Raw genomic sequence first — 16,578 nt, 5'->3', positions numbered from 1 at the left:
CGGCGGCCAGGTCGGCGCAGGACGGCGGCCGGTCCATGCGGCGCTGCCCGCGGACCGGCCGCCGCCTCGGTACCTAGTGCCCGGCAGCCAGCCTGCGCCGGTAGCGCACCGCGGGTCGCCCCTGGACCCTGGTGTCGGACACGGCGGTGAATTCGTTGTGCAAGAGCACGGCCTTGGACGCCGGGTTGTCGAGGGCGACCACGGCGGTGAGTTCCAGGAGGCCGTAGTCGGCCCCGGCACGACGGCAGACTTCCCGGACCGCGGCCGTCGCCACGCCACGTCCCGTAGAGCGCTCTCCGATCCGGTAGCCGAGTTCGGCGCCCCCTGCCAGGACGTCCACGAGGTTGACGCGCCCTATCATCGCACCACTGTCGTCCAGGACGACGTGGAAGTGGCACAGACCGGCCTCCTGCTCGGCGAGCAGGGCACGGTGCCGGGAGGCGAACTCGGCGAAGTACGCGTCCCCGCGATCCGACACCGACCCCGCGAAGTACTCCCGGTTCTCCCGCTCGAAGTCCAGCAGGGCGGGCGCGTGGTCGGCGCGGAGCAACTCCAGCCTCGTCATGACGGACGAGCGTACCCACCGGCGAGCGCGCCACCGCCCGCCGGAGCAGCGGGCGGTGGGGCTGCGTCGTCGAGACCGGTCACGGCTGCGTACCGCCCGCCGTCCGCTCAGGCCGGGCTCGCCCACGCGCGCCGCTCGGCCGAGCGGCTCATGGCGTCCAGCGCCGCCGCGCTGTGCACGGCGTCGTCGAGCGTCGGGCCGTACGCGGTTCCCTCCGCGACCGAGCGCAGGAAGTGGTACGCCTCGATGACCTTCAGGTCGTCGTAGCCCATGGCATTGGCGGCGCCCGGCTGGAAGGCGGCGAACTCGCCATGGCCGGGCCCGACGTAGAGGGTGCTGACGGGCTGGTCCTGGTAGACCGTGCCGCGGCTGACGCGGAGTTCGCCCATGCGCCGGAAGTCCCACAGGACCGCGCCCTTGGTTCCGTGGACCTCGAAGCCGTAGTTGTTCTGCTCGCCGACGGAGACCCGGCAGGCCTCGAGGACGCCGCGGGCGCCCGAGGCGAAGCGCAGCAGGCAGTTCACGTAGTCCTCGTTCTCCACGGCGCCGAGCTCTCCGCCCGTGGCCCGGGCATGTCCGGCGGTGGCACCGCTGGGGCGGGCCCGCTCCGGGATGAAGACGGCGGTGTCGGCGACCAGCGACTCGATCTCGCCGAGCAGGAAGCGGCCCAGGTCCACCCCATGCGAGGCCAGGTCCCCGAGGACGCCGCTGCCGCCGCGCTCGCGCTCGTACCGCCAGGTCAGGGCGCCCTCGGGGTGGGCGGCATAGTCACTGAAGAGGCGGATGCGGACATGGGTGACGGTGCCGATGTCCCCGGAGGCGATCAGATCGCGGGCGGCCGCGACGGCCGGTGCGTTGCGGTAGTTGAAGCCGACCGTGCCCTGGACACCGGCCTTGGCGACGGCGTCCGCGACCGCGCGGGCGTCCTCGGCGGTCAGGCCCACGGGCTTCTCGATCCAGATGTGCTTGCCCGCCTCCGCCATGGCGACACCGATCTCCCGGTGCAGGAAGTTGGGGGCCGCGATGCTCACCGCCCCCACCCGGGGGTCAGCGGCGATCTCGCGCCAGTCCCGGACCGCGGTGGCGAAGCCGTACCGGTCGGCGGCCTCCTCGGCGCGGCCGGGCACGTCGTCCGCCACGGCGATCAGTTCGGGCCGCACGGACAGCTGCGGGAAGTGGTGCGGCACCCGGACGTAGGCCTGGGTGTGCACCCGCCCCATCCAGCCGAATCCGACGACGGCGACGCCGAGTGTGCTCACCATGACCGCCCTTCTTTGGACCGTTCCATAGCTTACGGAGGCCCACACTGCGGGCCGTTTCCCCATGTGTCAATCCCTTTGACAGGCGTGCTCGCATTGTGGAACGGTCCAGACATGAGAGCGCCGACGATACGCGATGTGGCCGAGCGGGCCGGTGTCTCCAAGTCGCTGGTCTCCTTGGTGCTGCGCGGCTCCGACCAGGTGCGCCCCGAGAAACGGCAGGCCGTGCTGGCCGCCGTCGAGGAGCTGGGCTACCGGCCCAACGCCGCCGCGCGCAGCCTGAGCGAGCGGCGCACCCGTACGGTCGGCGTTCTGCTGAACGACCTGCGCAACCCCTGGTTCGTGGAGCTCCTCGACGGCCTCAACTCCCGGCTGCACGAGGCGGATCTGCACATGCTGCTGGCCGACGGCCGGCTCAACCGGCGGCTCGGCGAGGACCTCACCCGCACCTTCACGGACCTGCGGGTCGACGGACTGATCGCCGTGGGCACGCCGCCGCCCTCGCAGGCGCTGCGCACGGCGGCCGTCAGGATCCCCACCGTCGTCGCGGGGGCCCGCGAGCCGGAGTTGCCGTCGGTCGACATCGTCGCGGGCGACGACGAGCGCGGTGCCCGCCTCGCCACCGAGCATCTCCTCGGCCTCGGGCACCGCCGTATCGCCCACATCGCCGGGCAGGGAGTGGTCGGCGCACTGCGGCGGCGCGGTTTCGAGGCCGTCATGCGCGAACACGGTCTGACGGACACGGCGAGCGTGGAACAGGGCGACCTGACGGAGGAGGGCGGTTACCGCGCCACCGTGCGCCTGCTGAGCGCCCGCGAACGCCCGACCGCCGTCTTCGCGTTCAACGACATGACCTGCGTCGGGGCCCTCTCGGCGGCCGAGGAGAGCGGATTGCGAGTGCCGCGCGACCTCTCCCTCGTGGGCTACGACAACACGTACCTTTCCCGGCTGCGGCATCTGTGGCTCACCACCGTGGACAACGGCAGCCACGACGTCGGGCGGCGCGCCGCCCAGCGCCTCCTCGACCGCATCGGCGATCCCAGCCGTCCCGCGGAACTCGTGCTCACGACGCCGTCGTTGGAGGTCCGGGGGACGACGGGCCCCCCGGGGCGAGAGGCCGTGGCCTGATCCGGCCGCGGCAAGTCGACGCACCGCGCGCGGAGCCCGACCGCGTCCGGAGCGGATCGCGGCCGGTCACGGGTTCCCTCGCTCAGGCCTGACGCCCGGCCACGATCCACTTCGACGGCAGCTCGATCCGCGTTCCGTCCGCCGTACGCTCCGTGGTGACCAACGGCAGCTCCCCGGCCGCCAGAACCGTCAGACCCGCCGCGCTCAGGTACTCCGGCACCGCGGCGTCCGCCACCTCGCCGGGAGCGATGCCGTGCCGGAAGACCGGGGCGAGCTTGGCCGGCGGACCCTCTGCGCTCTGGGCGAGCCCCTTGAGGACGAGTCCCGCCGCCTCGGCGAGTTCGACGAGGAAGACCCGTCCGCGCTCCCCCACCAGCGTGGCGATGCCGTCGACGAGCGACTGCCGGTCGCCGGGCTCGCACTGGTGGAGCACGCCCCGCATATAGACGTTGGCGTCGCCCAGTTCGGCGTGCAGCGCTTCGGCCTCGCTCTTGTCGGCGGCGTCCAGCGGACGGTATCCGGCCCGGCCCGTGGAGTCCGCGCGGCGGGCGTGCTCAAGCGCCGCGAAGGACAGGTCGGCGCCGACGACGTGACGGAAGTGGCCGGCCAGGAAACGGGTCTGGGTGCCATTGCCGCATCCGAGGTCCACCACGGGCAGGTCCGAAACCGTCAACAGCGGTTCGAACAGGGGGAGGTGGACGCCGACGGTCAAGGCCGGCTCCGCGTCCCAGAAGACGGTTCCCGGTTCGTCGGGGGCCTCTCGCCAGAAGCCCTCCCAGGCCTCTCTGTACCGATCGGTCACGCTCATGCCCAACTCCTCGGGGTGCGACGGCAGCCCGCCGGAGTGACGGACGGCTTCGGTCTATCGCGCCCGGGGCAGGGCGACAAGCGCCTCGCCTATTCCTTCACCGCTCATTCGAGACGCGTAGCACGGCACCGGCATGTCGGGCCCTCGCACGCCCTCGGCGGGCCCGACGCGTCCCGGCGCCCGCCAAGGGATCAGCCTCGTGGCAATGTCAGTTCGAACCACACCGTCTTGCCCGCGCTCGTACGACAGGTCCCCCACTCGCGGGCCAGCGTGCTCACCACGCGCAGCCCGCGGCCGAACTCGTCGCCGCGGCCCGCGTTGAGCAGCGTGGGCAGAGTGGGATCGTCGTCGTCCACCTCGCACAGCAGGGTGTCGCCGCGGACCAGGCGCAGTTCGATCCGTCGGCTGCGGGCGTGCCGTACGGCGTTGGCGACCAGCTCACCCGCCATCAGTTCCGCGTTGTCGGCGAGCACCCCGAGCCCCCATCGGTGGAGCTGTTCGCGCACCGCCGCACGGCTCCGGCCCGCCTCGGCCGGATCGGGGGCGAGCCCCCATACCGCGACGTCCTCGGGTGCTATGCCGGACAGCCGGGCCATCAGCAGCGCCACGTCGTCCTTGCGGCCGCCCCGGGTGTTGAGGGCGCGGATGATCGTGTCGCAGGCGTCGTCCATGGAAGCCGCGGGGTGCGCAGCGGACTCGCACAGGGTGGCGAGCCCGACACCGATGTCCTCGCCGCGTACCTCGACCAGGCCGTCGGTGCACATCACCAGGCGGTCGCCGGGCTCCACCCGTACGCGTACCGACTCGAACGGCACCCCGCCGACGCCGATCGGCGCTCCCGTGGGCAGCTCCAGCAGCTCGCTGCGTCCGTCGGCGGCGCGCACGACCACCGGTGGGATGTGACCGGCGTTGGCGATGTGCAGTTCGCCCCCGATCGGGTCGTAGACGGCGTACAGACAGGTCGCGAGGTAGACGTCGCCCAGCCGCTGGGCGAGGTCGTCGAGATTGCGCAGCAGCTGGGCCGGCGGCAGGTCGAGGGCGGCCATGGTCTGTACGGCCGTACGCAACTGGCCCATCATCGCTGCGGAGTTCAGACCGTGGCCCATGACGTCGCCGACGATCAGCGCGGTGCGGGCGCCGGGGAGTTTGACGGAGTCGAACCAGTCGCCGCCGACCCGTCCGAGCAGCGTGCCCGGCAGATAGCGAGTGGCGATGTCGCAGCCCGCCATCCGGGGCGCGATGTGCGGCAGCATGCTGTCCTGGAGCGTCTCCGCGACGGCCTCCTGGTACGTGTACATGCGCGCGTTGTCGAGCACCAGAGCCGCACGGGCGGCCAGTTCGGCGCCGGTGACCCGGTCCATGTCGTTGAACTCGGTGCGCTCCGGATGGCGGAGCAGGATCATGAACCCGAGCACCACGTGGCGTGCCTTCAGGGGCACGACCAGCATGGAGCGGTGGGTGATGAGGGGCCGGATGTCGCGCTTGTCGAACTGGGAGGCGATCGCGTGCCCCAACTCCTCGCTGATGCACGGCACGAGGACGGGCTCGCCGGTGGTCATGCACTGGAAGAAGGGCGTGTGCGCCGGGAACGGCATGGCCTCGCCGACCGGCACCACGTCGTCCCAGCGGCCCGGCTCGTCGGTGTGCTCGAGGGCGACCCGGTGCCACATGGTCGTCGTGTCGGGGACGCCTTCGGCAAATCCCTCGCCGGCCAGGACCTGTTCCCGCAGGTACGTGCCCGCCACATCCGTGAAGCGCGGCACGACGGCCTTGCTGACCTCGATGATCGTCTGCGCCAGGTCGAGCGAGGTGCCGATCCTGCCGCTGACCTCGTTGAGGAACTCCAGGCGCTCGCGCACCGCGACGTACTCGAGATCCTCGCCCTCGTCCCGGAGGCCCTCCGGCACCGGCTGCCCGGTCACCACGGCGCGCGCCGAGAGCCGCCGGCGCGCCTTGCGCTCCGCACGCCGGGGCACGCCCCAGTCCGGGGTCACGGGCACCTGGTCGTTCTGGCTGAACTCCATGACGGGGTAGCCCAGTTCGAGAACCTGCGCCACGATCCGGGCGCTCTCGCCGACGCTCATGCTGGGCAGGATCTCGGGTAGCCGCTGGGCGAGTTCCTCGGCTCCGGGGAAGTCGGTGTGCAGCGCGAACCCGGGCGCGATGCGCTCGACGGCCGTCCCGTCGCCCCGGTGCAGCGCGTCCGCGTCGGCGGCGAGCACCAGCAGCCGCTCCGGGCCCGGTCCCACCAGCGGGTACGCCCACCACAGCACATCGGTCCTGCCCGGTTCTCCGAGCGGAAGGACCTCCGTCCCGCCTGGCTCGCGGTCCGGCACCGTCAGGCGGGCGCGGCCGGCGGCCGGGTAGGAGAGCCGTCCGTCGAGGGAGGACTCCAGGTCGGGGCCGAGTCCGCCGAAGGGCGCGTACGCCCCGTACGGGCCGGCCTCGTCGGCCTCGGGCAGGGCACCGGAGACCGGCAGCAGATCGACGGCGGACTGCCCGACCGCCTTCTCCCTGGGGATGCCGAACAGTCGCCGGGCGCCGCGGCTCCAGTGCGAGACGAGGCCGTCGCGGTCCACCACGATCACGGCCAGGGGGATACGGCCGGACGCGGTGTGCTCCGCCGCCTTCCCGGCCGAGGGGCCGGGAAGTGCGCCCGTCCCGGTGCCTTGGTCCATGGCCGAGGCCCTCTTTCCCGAGTTCGCAAGATCTGTACCGCACAACCACGGTACGGCGGGGCCCCGTTGCGGTGTGCGGCATTGCCTGAATTGAACTCAGGGGCGCCTCCGGCGCGCGAGAGGCGCGGAACCGCCATGCGCGGTTCCGCCGCGCGCCGCGAGCGGCCACCGGACGGCGCGCGGACGCCGCGTGAGCCTGGCCCCGCCCCTCAGTCCTCGTGCCCCAACTGCAGGTCCCGCTCGATCCTGCCGCCCCCGGCGACCTGGAGCACCGTGGCCACCGGCGGGTACCCAGCGGCGATCACGGTGTACTCACCTGACGACAGATCGACGAATCGGAATGTTCCGTCGGGCCCGGTCGTCAGGGTGTCGACGACGTTGCCCGCGGCATCGAGCAGTGTCACCCGTGCGTCCTCGACCGGCCGGCCGTCCCCCGCGCGCACGGTGCCGCGCAGTACCGCGCCGCCCGCGAGTTCGACGTCCTGGCGGGTCTCGCGCGACGCCTGCACGGTGACGGGCAGGGCCGCCGGGCGGAACGCGGGCGCGCTGGCGGCGAGGGTGTACTCGCCGGCCACCAACTCGCCGATGACATACCCCCCTTCGCGTCCGCTGCGGGTGCTGGCCACCACCTCTCCGTGCACATTCGTCAGTGTGACGGCGGCGTCGCGCACCGGCGTGCCGTCCGCCGTCAGCACGCTGCCGGCCAGCCGTCCGGCACCGCCGAGGACGACGTCCAGTTCGACGGGCCGCTCCCCGACGGTGACGGAGACGGCCTGCGGCTGGTGCCCGCCGGCGGCGGCGATCAGGACGTACGAACCCGCTCCAGGCGTGGACAGCGCGTAGCGTCCGTCCTCTCCGCTCGCACCGCGTCCGATCTGAACTCCCCCGACATCGATGAGGGTGAGCGCGGCGCGTGGCACGACGGTGCCGTCGGGGTGCTGGACCGTGCCGCAGACGGGCACTCCCGCGACGTAGGGGGAACGTGCCTGCGGTACCTGGGCCGCCGGCGGGTGCTCGGCGGAGGCGTTGTGGGACACCAGTGGTTTCTCCTTGAGGAAGAAGGCGATGAGCAGGCCGAGAACGATGACCGGCACGAGGTAGAGGAAGATCCTCGGCATGGCGTCGGCGTAAGCGGCGATATAGGCGTCGCGCAGGGCCGGCGGCAGTGCGTGCACGAGCTGCGGGGTGATCGACTCGGGATCGGGCAGCCCGGCACCGGCACGTGGGGGCAGGCGCTCCTGGAGGGCGTCGGAGAGCCGGTTCGCGAACAGGGTGCCGAAGACGGCGGCACCGACACTGCCGCCGATCTGCCGGAAGTAGTTGTTGGCGCTGGTCGCGGTGCCGAGGTCGGCCGGGCGCACGGAGTTCTGCACGGCGAGGACCAGGACCGGCATCACCATGCCGATGCCGGCGCCGAGGACGGCCATCCAGACGCTGTACAGCAACCGCGATGTGTCCATGTCCAGCCCGGACAGCAGCCACATCCCGACGGCGGCCAGGGCGCTGCCGAGGACGGGGAAAATCTTGTAGCGGCCGGTGTGGCTGATGAGCTGTCCGCCGACGATCGAGGCGCCGACGATCCCGGCCATCATCGGCAGCATCAGCAGTCCGGACTCGGTGGCGCTCGCCCCGTCGACCATCTGCAGGAAGGTGGGCAGATAGCTGGCGGCGCCGAACAGCGCGACGCCGATGACCAGCCCCACGAGGGCGCTGACGTTGAAGACGGAGTCGCGGAACAGCCTTAGCGGGATGAGGGGTTCGACGGCGAACCGCTCGACGACCAGGAAGAGGACGCTCGCGAGCACCGCGCCGGCGCCCAGCCCCAGGATGACCCGGGAGCTCCAGGTGTACTCGGTGCCGCCCCAACTGGTCAGCAGCACCAGGCAGGTCGACGCGGCGGCCAGCAGCAGGGTGCCGAGCACATCGAGCCGGGCCTTCACGGTGGGCCGGGGCAGGCTGAGCACCGCGGTGACGACGGCCAGGGTGACCAGCCCGAAGGGCACGTTGACGTAGAAGCACCAGCGCCAGGAGAGGTGGTCCGTGAAGTAGCCGCCGAGGAGCGGTCCTGCGACGGAAGCGAGACCGAAGGCGGCGCCGATGATGCCCATGTAGCGGCCGCGTTCGCGAGGCGGGACGATGTCGGCCATGATCGCCTGCACACCGATCATCAGCCCGCCGGCGCCGACACCCTGGACCGCCCGGAAGGCGATCAACTGGTCCATGGTCTGCGCCCGTCCGGCGAGCGCGGAGCCGATGACGAAGACGGCGATCGCGAACTGGAAGACGCGCTTGCGGCCGAAGAGGTCGCCGCACTTGCCGTAGACCGGCAGTCCCACGGTGGAGGTCAGCAGATACGCTGTGATCGCCCAGGACATCCGGTCCAGGCCGTGCAACTCGCCGACGATCTTCGGGAGCGCGGTGGCCACGATCATCTGGTCGAGGGCGGCGAGCAGCAGTGCGAGCATGAGCCCGACGAAGACCAGACGCACCCGGCTCGGGCTGAGCGCCGTGGAGGGCGCGGCGCCGGCCGGCTCACGCGGAGCGTCCGGGACCACGGGCCGTACGGCCTGCTCGCCCAGCAGATCCAGCTCCAGGTCCACCGCAGTCGTCCCGCCCACGTACCGCTCCCCTCGTCGCGTCTGCGCCGCCCATTTCTCGCATTCCACGACAACTGGGATCAAGCGCGACGAGTCGCCCGTGAGACGTACCGTGTGAAGGTATCCGCCGGTCGGAAGCCCTACGGCGTACAACCTCGCCGAGACGAAAACCACCCGAATCGGTGAGCGCGGGGAATCAGCAGGTCGACCGGCGGCACGCGCTCCGGGGGCTCGGGACGTGGGATCCGCGCCCCCGGACCGCGCCGGGACCGCTGACGGCGCACACGGGGTTCCGCCGTGCGCGCCCGGTGGCATACGGGGGTGTCACTTCTCCACTTCGGAGGCCAGCCTGGCGAGCACCGCGTCGTAGATACGGCCGAGACCCTTGGGCGCGAAGGTCCTCTCGAAGAAGCCGCCGATGCCGCCGGCGCCCTGCCAGGTGCTGGTCACGACGACCCGGGACCTGCCCTCGCCCGCCGGGGTGACCCGCCAGGTGGTGACCATGGAGGAGTTGCGGTCCTTCTCGACGAGTTCGCCGCCGGTCGGCTCGGTCACCTCCAGGAGGCAGTCACGCACGCGCTTGCTGGTGGCCTGGAGCTTCCAGTGCACGAGGGTGCCCTCGCCGTCGCCGCCCTCGCGCACCTCGTATTCGCTGAAGTGCTCGGGCAGCAACTTCGGGCGGGTGCCACTGTAGTCGGCGAGGGCGTCGAACACCGTCTCCGCGTCCGCCGCGATGGTCCGCTCCGTCGTGGCCTCGACCTGCGCCATGACTTCCTCTTCCTGTACGTGTGAGTGGGGGGCGTACGCCATCCCATCACACTCGGGGGACGGCCCCTGACGGCACATCGGTTCGGGACCGTCGCGCCGCCGCCGCGTGCCGCTACCGCCTGCGGAGATCCGGCGGTCCGGCGAGGCATTCCTCGAAGAAGGCGAGGGCGCGCAGATGGTACGCACGCGCCGCCCAGCCCAGGCTGATGTTGTGGCCCGCGTCCGGCTGGTGCTCGACGCGGACGAGGGGTGCCGCGGCCAGCCTGGCGGTGAGGTCGGCGATGTCGCGTTCGCCGTGCAGCCACCACGTCTCGTGCTCGGCGAAGGTCAGCCGCACGGGGATGCGGATGCGCGGGGCCAGTTCCTCGAACATTGCGGACCAGCGGGCGACTTCGTCCGCCTCGCGGTCCGGCATGGGAGCCACCAGGGCGCCGAGGGAACGGAAGGTGTCCGGTGGATACAGCCGCAGCGGGCCCCAGGTGCGCCGTCTGTCGACACGACGCCCGACCCAGGCGAGGTCGTCCGGTTCGAGATCGTAGCGGTGGCCGCAGCCCGACACGTCCAGGGCGAGCAGAGCGGCAGCACGCGCGGCCGTCATCAGGGCGAGTTTGCCGCCGTAGGAATGGGCGAGCAGGAAGAATCCGGCTCCCGTGGCGTGCCGGGAGGCGAATCGCTCCAGGACCGCCTCGAGCACCTCGGCCTGCTCGGCGAGGGTCTGTCCGCGGGGCAGCTGCTCGGCCGACAGGCCGTAGCCGGGGCGGTCCACGGCCAGCACGGTGAAACCGAGACGCGCGCCGAGCGCGAGCAGGGACAGGTCGGGATGGGCCTGCCCGTCGAAGTAGCCCGCTGTCATGCCGCCGCCGTGTACAGCGACGACGGTGGCCTTCGGCTGCCCGTCCGGCGGCTCGGACAGCAGACACGACAGGGTCACGCCCGCGGCCTGCAGGGTCAGCCGGCGGACACCCGCTGACAGGGTCGGCGACGGTGCCATCTGCGACACCACTCCAGTGCGTTGCATACATCCGTTATGTCGTATTCACCGACGAGATGACGACGGACGCGCCGACCTCCGGCCGCGTGAGCACGCCGCTCGGAGCACAGGGGGCGCGGCTGTGCCGCGGCAGCGGACCTCGACCGCGTGCCATCAAAAGTTCGAGCGGCCCGGGTCGCTCGCTCTCAGCGACGCGCCGTTGCGACAAGGCGTCTCAGCGCGGCGTGCGCGGGTGGGCCCCAGGTGGGCTTGCCGCCGGGGCGCCCGTGGAGGCCGGCCTCTCCGATGAGGATGCCGCCGAGGGCTCGCAGCACCGCCCAGCCACGGGCGCGGCGCAGCGTCGCGGCGTCCGCCAACGGCTGATACGCGTGGTGGAAGAGGTCGCCGGCGTCGTCCGGCAGCAGGATCCAAGGGGCGGCGAGGTCGCAGGCCGGATCGCCCGCACAGAGGTCGCCGAAGTCGATCACGCCGCAGAAGGTGCCGTCCGCGGTGAGGATGTTGGCCGGATGCAGGTCGCCGTGGAGCCAGAGCGCCGGACCCGCCCAGTCGGGCGCGGCGGCGGCGTCATCCCAGACCGAGCGGACGGCGTCCGGATCGGGGATGAGACCCGTCTCCGTGGCCGAGGCGAGCAGCTCGGCGAACTGCTCGGCACGGTCGGCCAGCGGCCCCCCACGGCCGTGGCCACCGGTGGGAGCGTCGTCGGGGGCAGGCCTGTGAAGAGCCGTCAGGAAAGCGGCCAGGGCCTCGGCTGCCTCTGCGGCGCGTGTGGCGGGGGCGCGGTCGGCGGGCGCGCCAGGCACCCAGGTGGTGACGATCCAGGGGCGAGGAAACCGCTCGGAGGGCTCGCCGAGGCGCTGCGGGACAGGGACCGGCAGGGGAAGGTGCGGGGCGAGGGAGGGCAGCCACGCGTGCTCCTTGCGCAGCAGCAGGTCCGCAGACCGCGTCGCCCAGGGGAGCCGGACGGCCAGGTCGTCGCCGAGCCGCCACAGCTGGTTGTCCCAGCCGCGCGCGCCGAGTCTCACGGGCCGATCGGCCAGGTCGGGGTGCTGGCTGTGCAGCAGATCCCGGACGAGCTCAGCGGTGATCTCGGTCTCGACGTGAGTCATGCGGAGCCACGGTAGCGGACGGTGACCGGCCCGGCCCTGACGCCCGCACCGCACGCCGCTCGGAGCAGACGCAGCGCGAGACCGCAGGTCAGGAGCACGTATCCCTCGATTCGAACGATCACTCGAATCCCCATCGCGATCAAGGGAACATCTGTTCTATTCTGTGGTCAGTGCTACCGAGGAGGCGCCCATGCGCTGGGACCATCTGGCCGAGAACCCCGCCCCGGCCCGCAACGCCGCACTGTTCGACGCGGACGCGGTGACCACCCGCACCTTCGACACCCCGGAGTTCCGGGGCATCACCTTCCACGAGGTCCGCGCCCGCTCGATCGTGAACCGGGTACCGGGCGCCTCCCGGATGCCGTTCGAGTGGACGGTCAACCCCTACCGGGGCTGCACACATGCGTGCGTCTACTGCTTTGCGCGCAAGACGCACAGTTATCTGGACCTCGACACAGGGCTCGGCTTCGACAGCCAGATCGTGGTGAAGGTCAACGCACCGGAGTTGCTGCGGTCCCACCTCGGGTCCCGGCGCTGGCACGGCGAGCACATCGCGATGGGCACCAACGTCGACTGCTACCAGCGCGCCGAGGGCCGCTACCGGCTCATGCCGGGCATCATCGCGGCCCTGCGCGACCGCGCGAACCCGTTCTCGATCCTGACCAAGGGCACCCTGATCCTGCGGGACCTCGAACTGCTGAAGCAGGCCTCACAGGTCACCGACGTCGGCATCTCCGTCTCCGTCGGCTTCGTCGACCAGGAGCTGTGGCGCACCGTCGAACCCGGCACCCCCGCCCCGGAGCGCCGGCTGGACGTGGTGCGCACCCTGAGCGAGCACGGCATCGGCTGCGGTGTGCTGATGGCGCCGGTGATCCCGTTCCTGGGCGACCACCCGGCCCAACTGCGCGCCACCGTAAGGGCGATCGCGGCCGCCGGGGCCACTTCCGTGACACCGCTCGTACTGCATCTGCGACCGGGCGCCCGCGAGTGGTTCATGGCATGGCTGGAGCAACGGCATCCCTATCTCGTGCGCCGTTACGAGCGGCTGTACGCGGAGGGCGCCTACGCACCGAAGTGGTATCAGCGACGGATCACCCGTCAGGTGCACGAACTGGCCGAGGAGTACGGCATCGGTCCCACACGCCCGGGGATGCCGCGCCGGATCCGCCAGCCCGAACCCCTGACACCGGAACCGGCGGCGGCACCGGCTGGCGCGACCCAACTCTCGCTCCTCTGAAGACCTTACGGGCGCACCTCTGACGACACTCCAGGGAGCGCCCTCGCGGTGTTGGTGAGAGTTCACGCTGCCCGCCTGCCCCCTCGGACCGGGTGGGCCCGTCGACCGGCTCTCGCCACTTCCTCGAACTGGCGTGCGCAGCATCCGTATGCTCCGGGCATGAGACTCTTCCGGCCGCGCGGTCGAGACGACGCCGGGCAGAACACGAGATCCCCGTTGGCCCGGGCCACGGCCCTGTACAAGGCCGGGCGCTGCGCGACCGCATCGACGGCGCTTGACCGGGCGCACCGCGCCGGCGGTCGTGACGCTCAGCTGTGACGGAGCAATCCCGGCGTTGGGCGACGCCGACGGGGCTCGAACCAACAATCTCAACCGCTTATATGAGCGATGCTCCATCAACTGAGCTACGTGACCTCACGGTTGAGTTGCGCGGTACGCGCCCCGCTGGGCAGGTGGGCGAAGTGCAGGGCGCGGCACTCGGGCGGCGACCGGGCCGGGGGATCGTCCTCCGGGCGCCCTCCCGGCGCATCCCTGACGCCACTTCAGGAGCATCCGAGCGCTTCCCACGGCCCAATCGGGTCAACCACGGCCCCAACACGCCTTTCCCGGCGGGCTCTCCCGGGACCATGCGGCGAGGACCAGACACTCGTGGTCCGAACCCCTCCGCCCTGGGAGGCCTGACATGAGAACACGCGCAGCCGTGCTGTGCGGCGCCGCCGTCATGGTGGCCGGGACGCTCGCCGCCGTCCCGGCCGACGCGAGCGCACCCCGCGCACTGGACGCCCCGCAAGCGGCGCAGCCCACCTGGAAGAACTGCGGCATCACCAGCTATCCGGCGCTCCAGTGCGCGTCGGTGACGGTCCCGCTCGACTACGCGCGGCCGAGGGGACAGCAGATCACCCTGGCCCTGTCCCGGGTCCCGCACACCGCGAAGAACCACCAGGGACCGCTCCTGGTCAACCCCGGCGGCCCCGGCGGCAGCGGTCTGAAGCTGGCCGGATACGTGGCGTCCGCGTTGCCCAAGGCGGTGGCCGCGCAGTACGACGTGATCGGCTTCGACCCCCGGGGCGTGGGCAACAGCAAGCCCGCGCTGAACTGCGAGCGCGGCTACTTCAACCCGGTCCGCCCGGACTCGGTGCCCCGCCTGCCGTCCCTGGAGAGGGCCAACCTCTCCCGGGTCGCCTCCTTCGCCGAGGCGTGCGCCACCAAGTACGCGGGGCTGCTGCCGTACCTCGACACGGTCAGCGCGGTGCGCGACATGGATGCGATCCGGGAGGCGCTCGGCACGCCGAAGCTCAACTACTTCGGTTACTCGTACGGCACCTACCTGGGAGCCGTCTACGCGAAGCTGTTCCCGCAGCGGGTGCGCCGGTTCGCACTCGACTCCATCGTGGACCCCACGGGCGTCTGGTACGAGGACAACATCCAGCAGGACTACGCGTTCAACGACCGCCATCTGGCGTTCCTGGCATGGGTCGCCAAGCACGACGCGAGGTACCGGCTCGGCACCGATCCGGCCCAGGTCGAGGCCAAGTGGTACGCGATGCGGGCGGCGCTGGCCAAGAACCCCGCCAAGAACACGGTGGGCGCCTCCGAACTGGAGGACACCTTCATGCCCGGCGGCTACTACAACGGCTACTGGCCTCGTCTGGCCACGGCGTTCGCGGCGTACCTGAACGACGAGAACCCCGATCCGCTGGTGAAGATCTACAAGAGCATCGGCGCCATCGACGCCGCGGGCGAAAACGGCTACAGCATCTACGCCTCCGTGCAGTGCCGTGACGCCTCCTGGCCGCGTGACTGGGCGCAGTGGCGCAAGGACACCTGGGCGGTGTACGCCAAGGCGCCCTTCATGGCCTGGAACAACGCCTGGTACAACGCGCCGTGCGCCTTCTGGAGGACGTCCTCGCTGCGGCCGGTGGACGTCGCCAACGACGCGCTGCCGCCGACGCTCCTGTTCCAGGCGACCAACGACGCGGCGACGCCCTTCCAGGGTGGTATGACGGTTCATCATCTGCTGCGCGGTTCCAGCCTGGTGGTCGAGCAGGGCGGCGGGAACCACGGCATCGCGCTGAGCGGGAACGCGTGCCTGGACCAGTACCTGGCGGACTACCTCACGGACGGCACAGTGCCGCGCGGCTCCGGGGACATCGACGCGGTCTGCCAGAAACTGCCCGATCCGGATCCGACGAGCACCAAGGCAGCCTCCACCCTCGAACGCGGCTCAACGCTGCACGGCCTGCTCGGTTTCCGCGGCTAAGCCGCCCGACCGACCCGTCGGGGGCGTTGTCGGACCCTTGGTCCACCATGGACCCATGAGTGAGCCGACCAGGATTCCCGCCCCCGACGGGGTCGCCCCCGCCGCCGCGTACACCCACGTCGTGATCGGCACCGGACGATTCGTCGCGATCTCCGGCCAGCTTCCGCTCGACGAGCACGGCGAACTCGTCGGCGAGTGCGACCCGGCGGCCCAGGCACGGCAGGTCTTCGAGAACCTGCGGCGCTGCCTGGCCGCCGCCGGGGCCACCTTCAACGACGTGGTCAAACTGACCTTCTTCGTCACGGACATGGCCCATATGCCGGCGATCCGCGCGGCTCGCGCCGCGTACATACCGGACGACCGGCTGCCCGCCGCGTCGGCGGTGCAGGTGGCCGCGCTGGTGCGACCGGAGTTCCTCATGGAGATCGAGGCGTACGCGGTGGTGGGCTGACGGACGGACGTCTTTCCCCGCCGCCCCGTTGCCTAGGGTGTGGCCATGGACCACCAGCCGCCACGCATCCGACCGATGACCCTCGCCGACTGCGATCGCGTCTCCGAGATACGCGTCCACGGCTGGCGCTCCGCCTACCGGGGGCTCATGCCGCAGCCGTACCTCGACGCGCTGAGCGTGACCGCGGACGCCGAGAAGAGGCGCGCCCGCTTCCGCGACGACGGTCACGACGGTGTGGTGAATCTGGTGGCCGAGCGGGACGGCGAGATCGTCGGCTGGGCGGTGCACGGCCCGTACCGGGACGGCGACATGCGCACCGCCGATGCCGAGCTGTACGCGATCTATGTCGACCCCGCCCACCTCGGGAACGGGATCGGGCGGGCGCTGCTGGAGACGTCGGTACGGCAGTGCGCGCCCTTCTATGCCCGTATGTTCCTGTGGGTCCTGAGGGAGAACGCCAGCGCCCGGCGTTTCTACGAGCGGGCCGGGTTCCACGCCGACGGCGCCGAGGAGCCCTACGAAGCGGGCGGCGTCGCCGTGCCCGAGGTGCGGTATTTGAAGGCTCCCCTCGTTGAAGGGAGGGGATTGTCCACCCTCCGGGGCTGAGCGGGGATTTACGGCTCAGGCTGCCTCTGGGTCCAGCGGACCAGGAGGTCTTACGCCCTCAGCACCGTCCGGGTTCCAACCTGCCCGGACCAGCATCACGCGGGCGGAGTTCTTGTCCCTGGGG

At 71.5% G+C, this 16,578-nt stretch carries 14 protein-coding genes and 1 pseudogene; 5 read left to right on the top strand and 10 right to left on the bottom strand.

The window, feature by feature from the left end:
• Window positions 1–73: 73 nt before the first annotated feature.
• Window positions 74–565: a GNAT family N-acetyltransferase gene (locus ACWDA7_RS32700; protein WP_450608909.1), complete on the bottom strand. Its 492-nt coding sequence runs from the start codon at window positions 563–565 to the stop codon at window positions 74–76.
• A gap of 107 nt (window positions 566–672) precedes the next feature.
• Window positions 673–1,827: a Gfo/Idh/MocA family protein gene (locus ACWDA7_RS32695; RefSeq protein ID WP_450608907.1), complete on the bottom strand. Its 1,155-nt coding sequence runs from the start codon at window positions 1,825–1,827 to the stop codon at window positions 673–675.
• Between the two features lie 111 nt (window positions 1,828–1,938).
• Here ACWDA7_RS32695 and ACWDA7_RS32690 point away from each other — a divergent pair, with 111 nt between their 5' ends.
• Complete coding sequence (locus tag ACWDA7_RS32690) at window positions 1,939–2,952, top strand: LacI family DNA-binding transcriptional regulator (protein ID WP_450608905.1); 1,014 nt, start codon at window positions 1,939–1,941, stop codon at window positions 2,950–2,952.
• Window positions 2,953–3,034: 82 nt separating this feature from the next.
• Here ACWDA7_RS32690 and ACWDA7_RS32685 read toward each other — a convergent pair whose 3' ends face one another.
• The 7 genes from ACWDA7_RS32685 to ACWDA7_RS32655 form a co-directional block, all read right to left on the bottom strand.
• Window positions 3,035–3,760, bottom strand: a complete 726-nt coding sequence (locus ACWDA7_RS32685; RefSeq protein ID WP_450608903.1) for a class I SAM-dependent methyltransferase — start codon at window positions 3,758–3,760, stop codon at window positions 3,035–3,037.
• A gap of 191 nt (window positions 3,761–3,951) precedes the next feature.
• Complete coding sequence (locus ACWDA7_RS32680) at window positions 3,952–6,438, bottom strand: SpoIIE family protein phosphatase (protein WP_450608901.1); 2,487 nt, start codon at window positions 6,436–6,438, stop codon at window positions 3,952–3,954.
• Window positions 6,439–6,647: 209 nt separating this feature from the next.
• Window positions 6,648–9,056 (bottom strand): MFS transporter, encoded by a 2,409-nt coding sequence (locus tag ACWDA7_RS32675; protein WP_450608899.1) that lies wholly within the window; start codon window positions 9,054–9,056, stop codon window positions 6,648–6,650.
• A gap of 303 nt (window positions 9,057–9,359) precedes the next feature.
• Window positions 9,360–9,803: an SRPBCC family protein gene (locus ACWDA7_RS32670; RefSeq protein ID WP_450608897.1), complete on the bottom strand. Its 444-nt coding sequence runs from the start codon at window positions 9,801–9,803 to the stop codon at window positions 9,360–9,362.
• 112 nt (window positions 9,804–9,915) lie between these two features.
• Window positions 9,916–10,821, bottom strand: a complete 906-nt coding sequence (locus ACWDA7_RS32665; RefSeq protein WP_450608895.1) for an alpha/beta hydrolase — start codon at window positions 10,819–10,821, stop codon at window positions 9,916–9,918.
• A 158-nt stretch (window positions 10,822–10,979) separates the two neighbouring features.
• Complete coding sequence (locus ACWDA7_RS32660; RefSeq protein ID WP_450608894.1) at window positions 10,980–11,900, bottom strand: phosphotransferase; 921 nt, start codon at window positions 11,898–11,900, stop codon at window positions 10,980–10,982.
• Window positions 11,897–12,022: a hypothetical protein gene (locus ACWDA7_RS32655; protein WP_450608892.1), complete on the bottom strand. Its 126-nt coding sequence runs from the start codon at window positions 12,020–12,022 to the stop codon at window positions 11,897–11,899. Before ACWDA7_RS32655 ends, ACWDA7_RS32660 begins: the two co-directional genes overlap by 4 nt.
• Window positions 12,023–12,090: 68 nt before the next feature.
• On the opposite strand from ACWDA7_RS32655, the gene ACWDA7_RS32650 reads away from it, so the two are divergent.
• The 4 genes from ACWDA7_RS32650 to ACWDA7_RS32635 all read left to right on the top strand — a co-directional run bounded on the left by ACWDA7_RS32650 (window position 12,091) and on the right by ACWDA7_RS32635 (window position 16,454).
• Window positions 12,091–13,137: an Rv2578c family radical SAM protein gene (locus ACWDA7_RS32650; RefSeq protein WP_450608890.1), complete on the top strand. Its 1,047-nt coding sequence runs from the start codon at window positions 12,091–12,093 to the stop codon at window positions 13,135–13,137.
• Window positions 13,138–13,819: 682 nt separating this feature from the next.
• A complete protein-coding gene (locus ACWDA7_RS32645; RefSeq protein WP_450608888.1) occupies window positions 13,820–15,397 on the top strand; it encodes an alpha/beta hydrolase in 1,578 nt (525 codons plus the stop codon).
• Between the two features lie 55 nt (window positions 15,398–15,452).
• The gene (locus tag ACWDA7_RS32640) at window positions 15,453–15,848 is read left to right on the top strand and encodes a RidA family protein (RefSeq protein ID WP_450608886.1); all 396 of its coding nucleotides are present in this window, start codon (window positions 15,453–15,455) and stop codon (window positions 15,846–15,848) included.
• A 45-nt stretch (window positions 15,849–15,893) separates the two neighbouring features.
• Complete coding sequence (locus tag ACWDA7_RS32635) at window positions 15,894–16,454, top strand: N-acetyltransferase family protein (RefSeq protein ID WP_450608884.1); 561 nt, start codon at window positions 15,894–15,896, stop codon at window positions 16,452–16,454.
• A gap of 15 nt (window positions 16,455–16,469) precedes the next feature.
• Here ACWDA7_RS32635 and ACWDA7_RS32630 read toward each other — a convergent pair.
• Window positions 16,470–16,578, bottom strand: a pseudogene (locus ACWDA7_RS32630) (RNA-guided endonuclease TnpB family protein); the annotation flags it as partial.

It is taken from the genome of Streptomyces sp. NPDC001156, assembly GCF_053598275.1.
This window is presented reverse-complemented; position numbering and strand designations above follow the sequence as displayed.

Bases quoted from the DNA above. Each gene is read 5' to 3' on its own strand.
- ACWDA7_RS32700 (WP_450608909.1), bottom strand. From the start codon at position 565: ATGACGAGGCTGGAGTTGCTCCGCGCCGACCACGCGCCCGCCCTGCTG.
- ACWDA7_RS32695 (WP_450608907.1), bottom strand. From the start codon at position 1,827: ATGGTGAGCACACTCGGCGTCGCCGTCGTCGGATTCGGCTGGATGGGG.
- ACWDA7_RS32690 (WP_450608905.1), top strand. From the start codon at position 1,939: ATGAGAGCGCCGACGATACGCGATGTGGCCGAGCGGGCCGGTGTCTCC.
- ACWDA7_RS32685 (WP_450608903.1), bottom strand. From the start codon at position 3,760: ATGAGCGTGACCGATCGGTACAGAGAGGCCTGGGAGGGCTTCTGGCGA.
- ACWDA7_RS32680 (WP_450608901.1), bottom strand. From the start codon at position 6,438: ATGGACCAAGGCACCGGGACGGGCGCACTTCCCGGCCCCTCGGCCGGG.
- ACWDA7_RS32670 (WP_450608897.1), bottom strand. From the start codon at position 9,803: ATGGCGCAGGTCGAGGCCACGACGGAGCGGACCATCGCGGCGGACGCG.
- ACWDA7_RS32665 (WP_450608895.1), bottom strand. From the start codon at position 10,821: ATGCAACGCACTGGAGTGGTGTCGCAGATGGCACCGTCGCCGACCCTG.
- ACWDA7_RS32660 (WP_450608894.1), bottom strand. From the start codon at position 11,900: ATGACTCACGTCGAGACCGAGATCACCGCTGAGCTCGTCCGGGATCTG.
- ACWDA7_RS32650 (WP_450608890.1), top strand. From the start codon at position 12,091: ATGCGCTGGGACCATCTGGCCGAGAACCCCGCCCCGGCCCGCAACGCC.
- ACWDA7_RS32645 (WP_450608888.1), top strand. From the start codon at position 13,820: ATGAGAACACGCGCAGCCGTGCTGTGCGGCGCCGCCGTCATGGTGGCC.
- ACWDA7_RS32640 (WP_450608886.1), top strand. From the start codon at position 15,453: ATGAGTGAGCCGACCAGGATTCCCGCCCCCGACGGGGTCGCCCCCGCC.
- ACWDA7_RS32635 (WP_450608884.1), top strand. From the start codon at position 15,894: ATGGACCACCAGCCGCCACGCATCCGACCGATGACCCTCGCCGACTGC.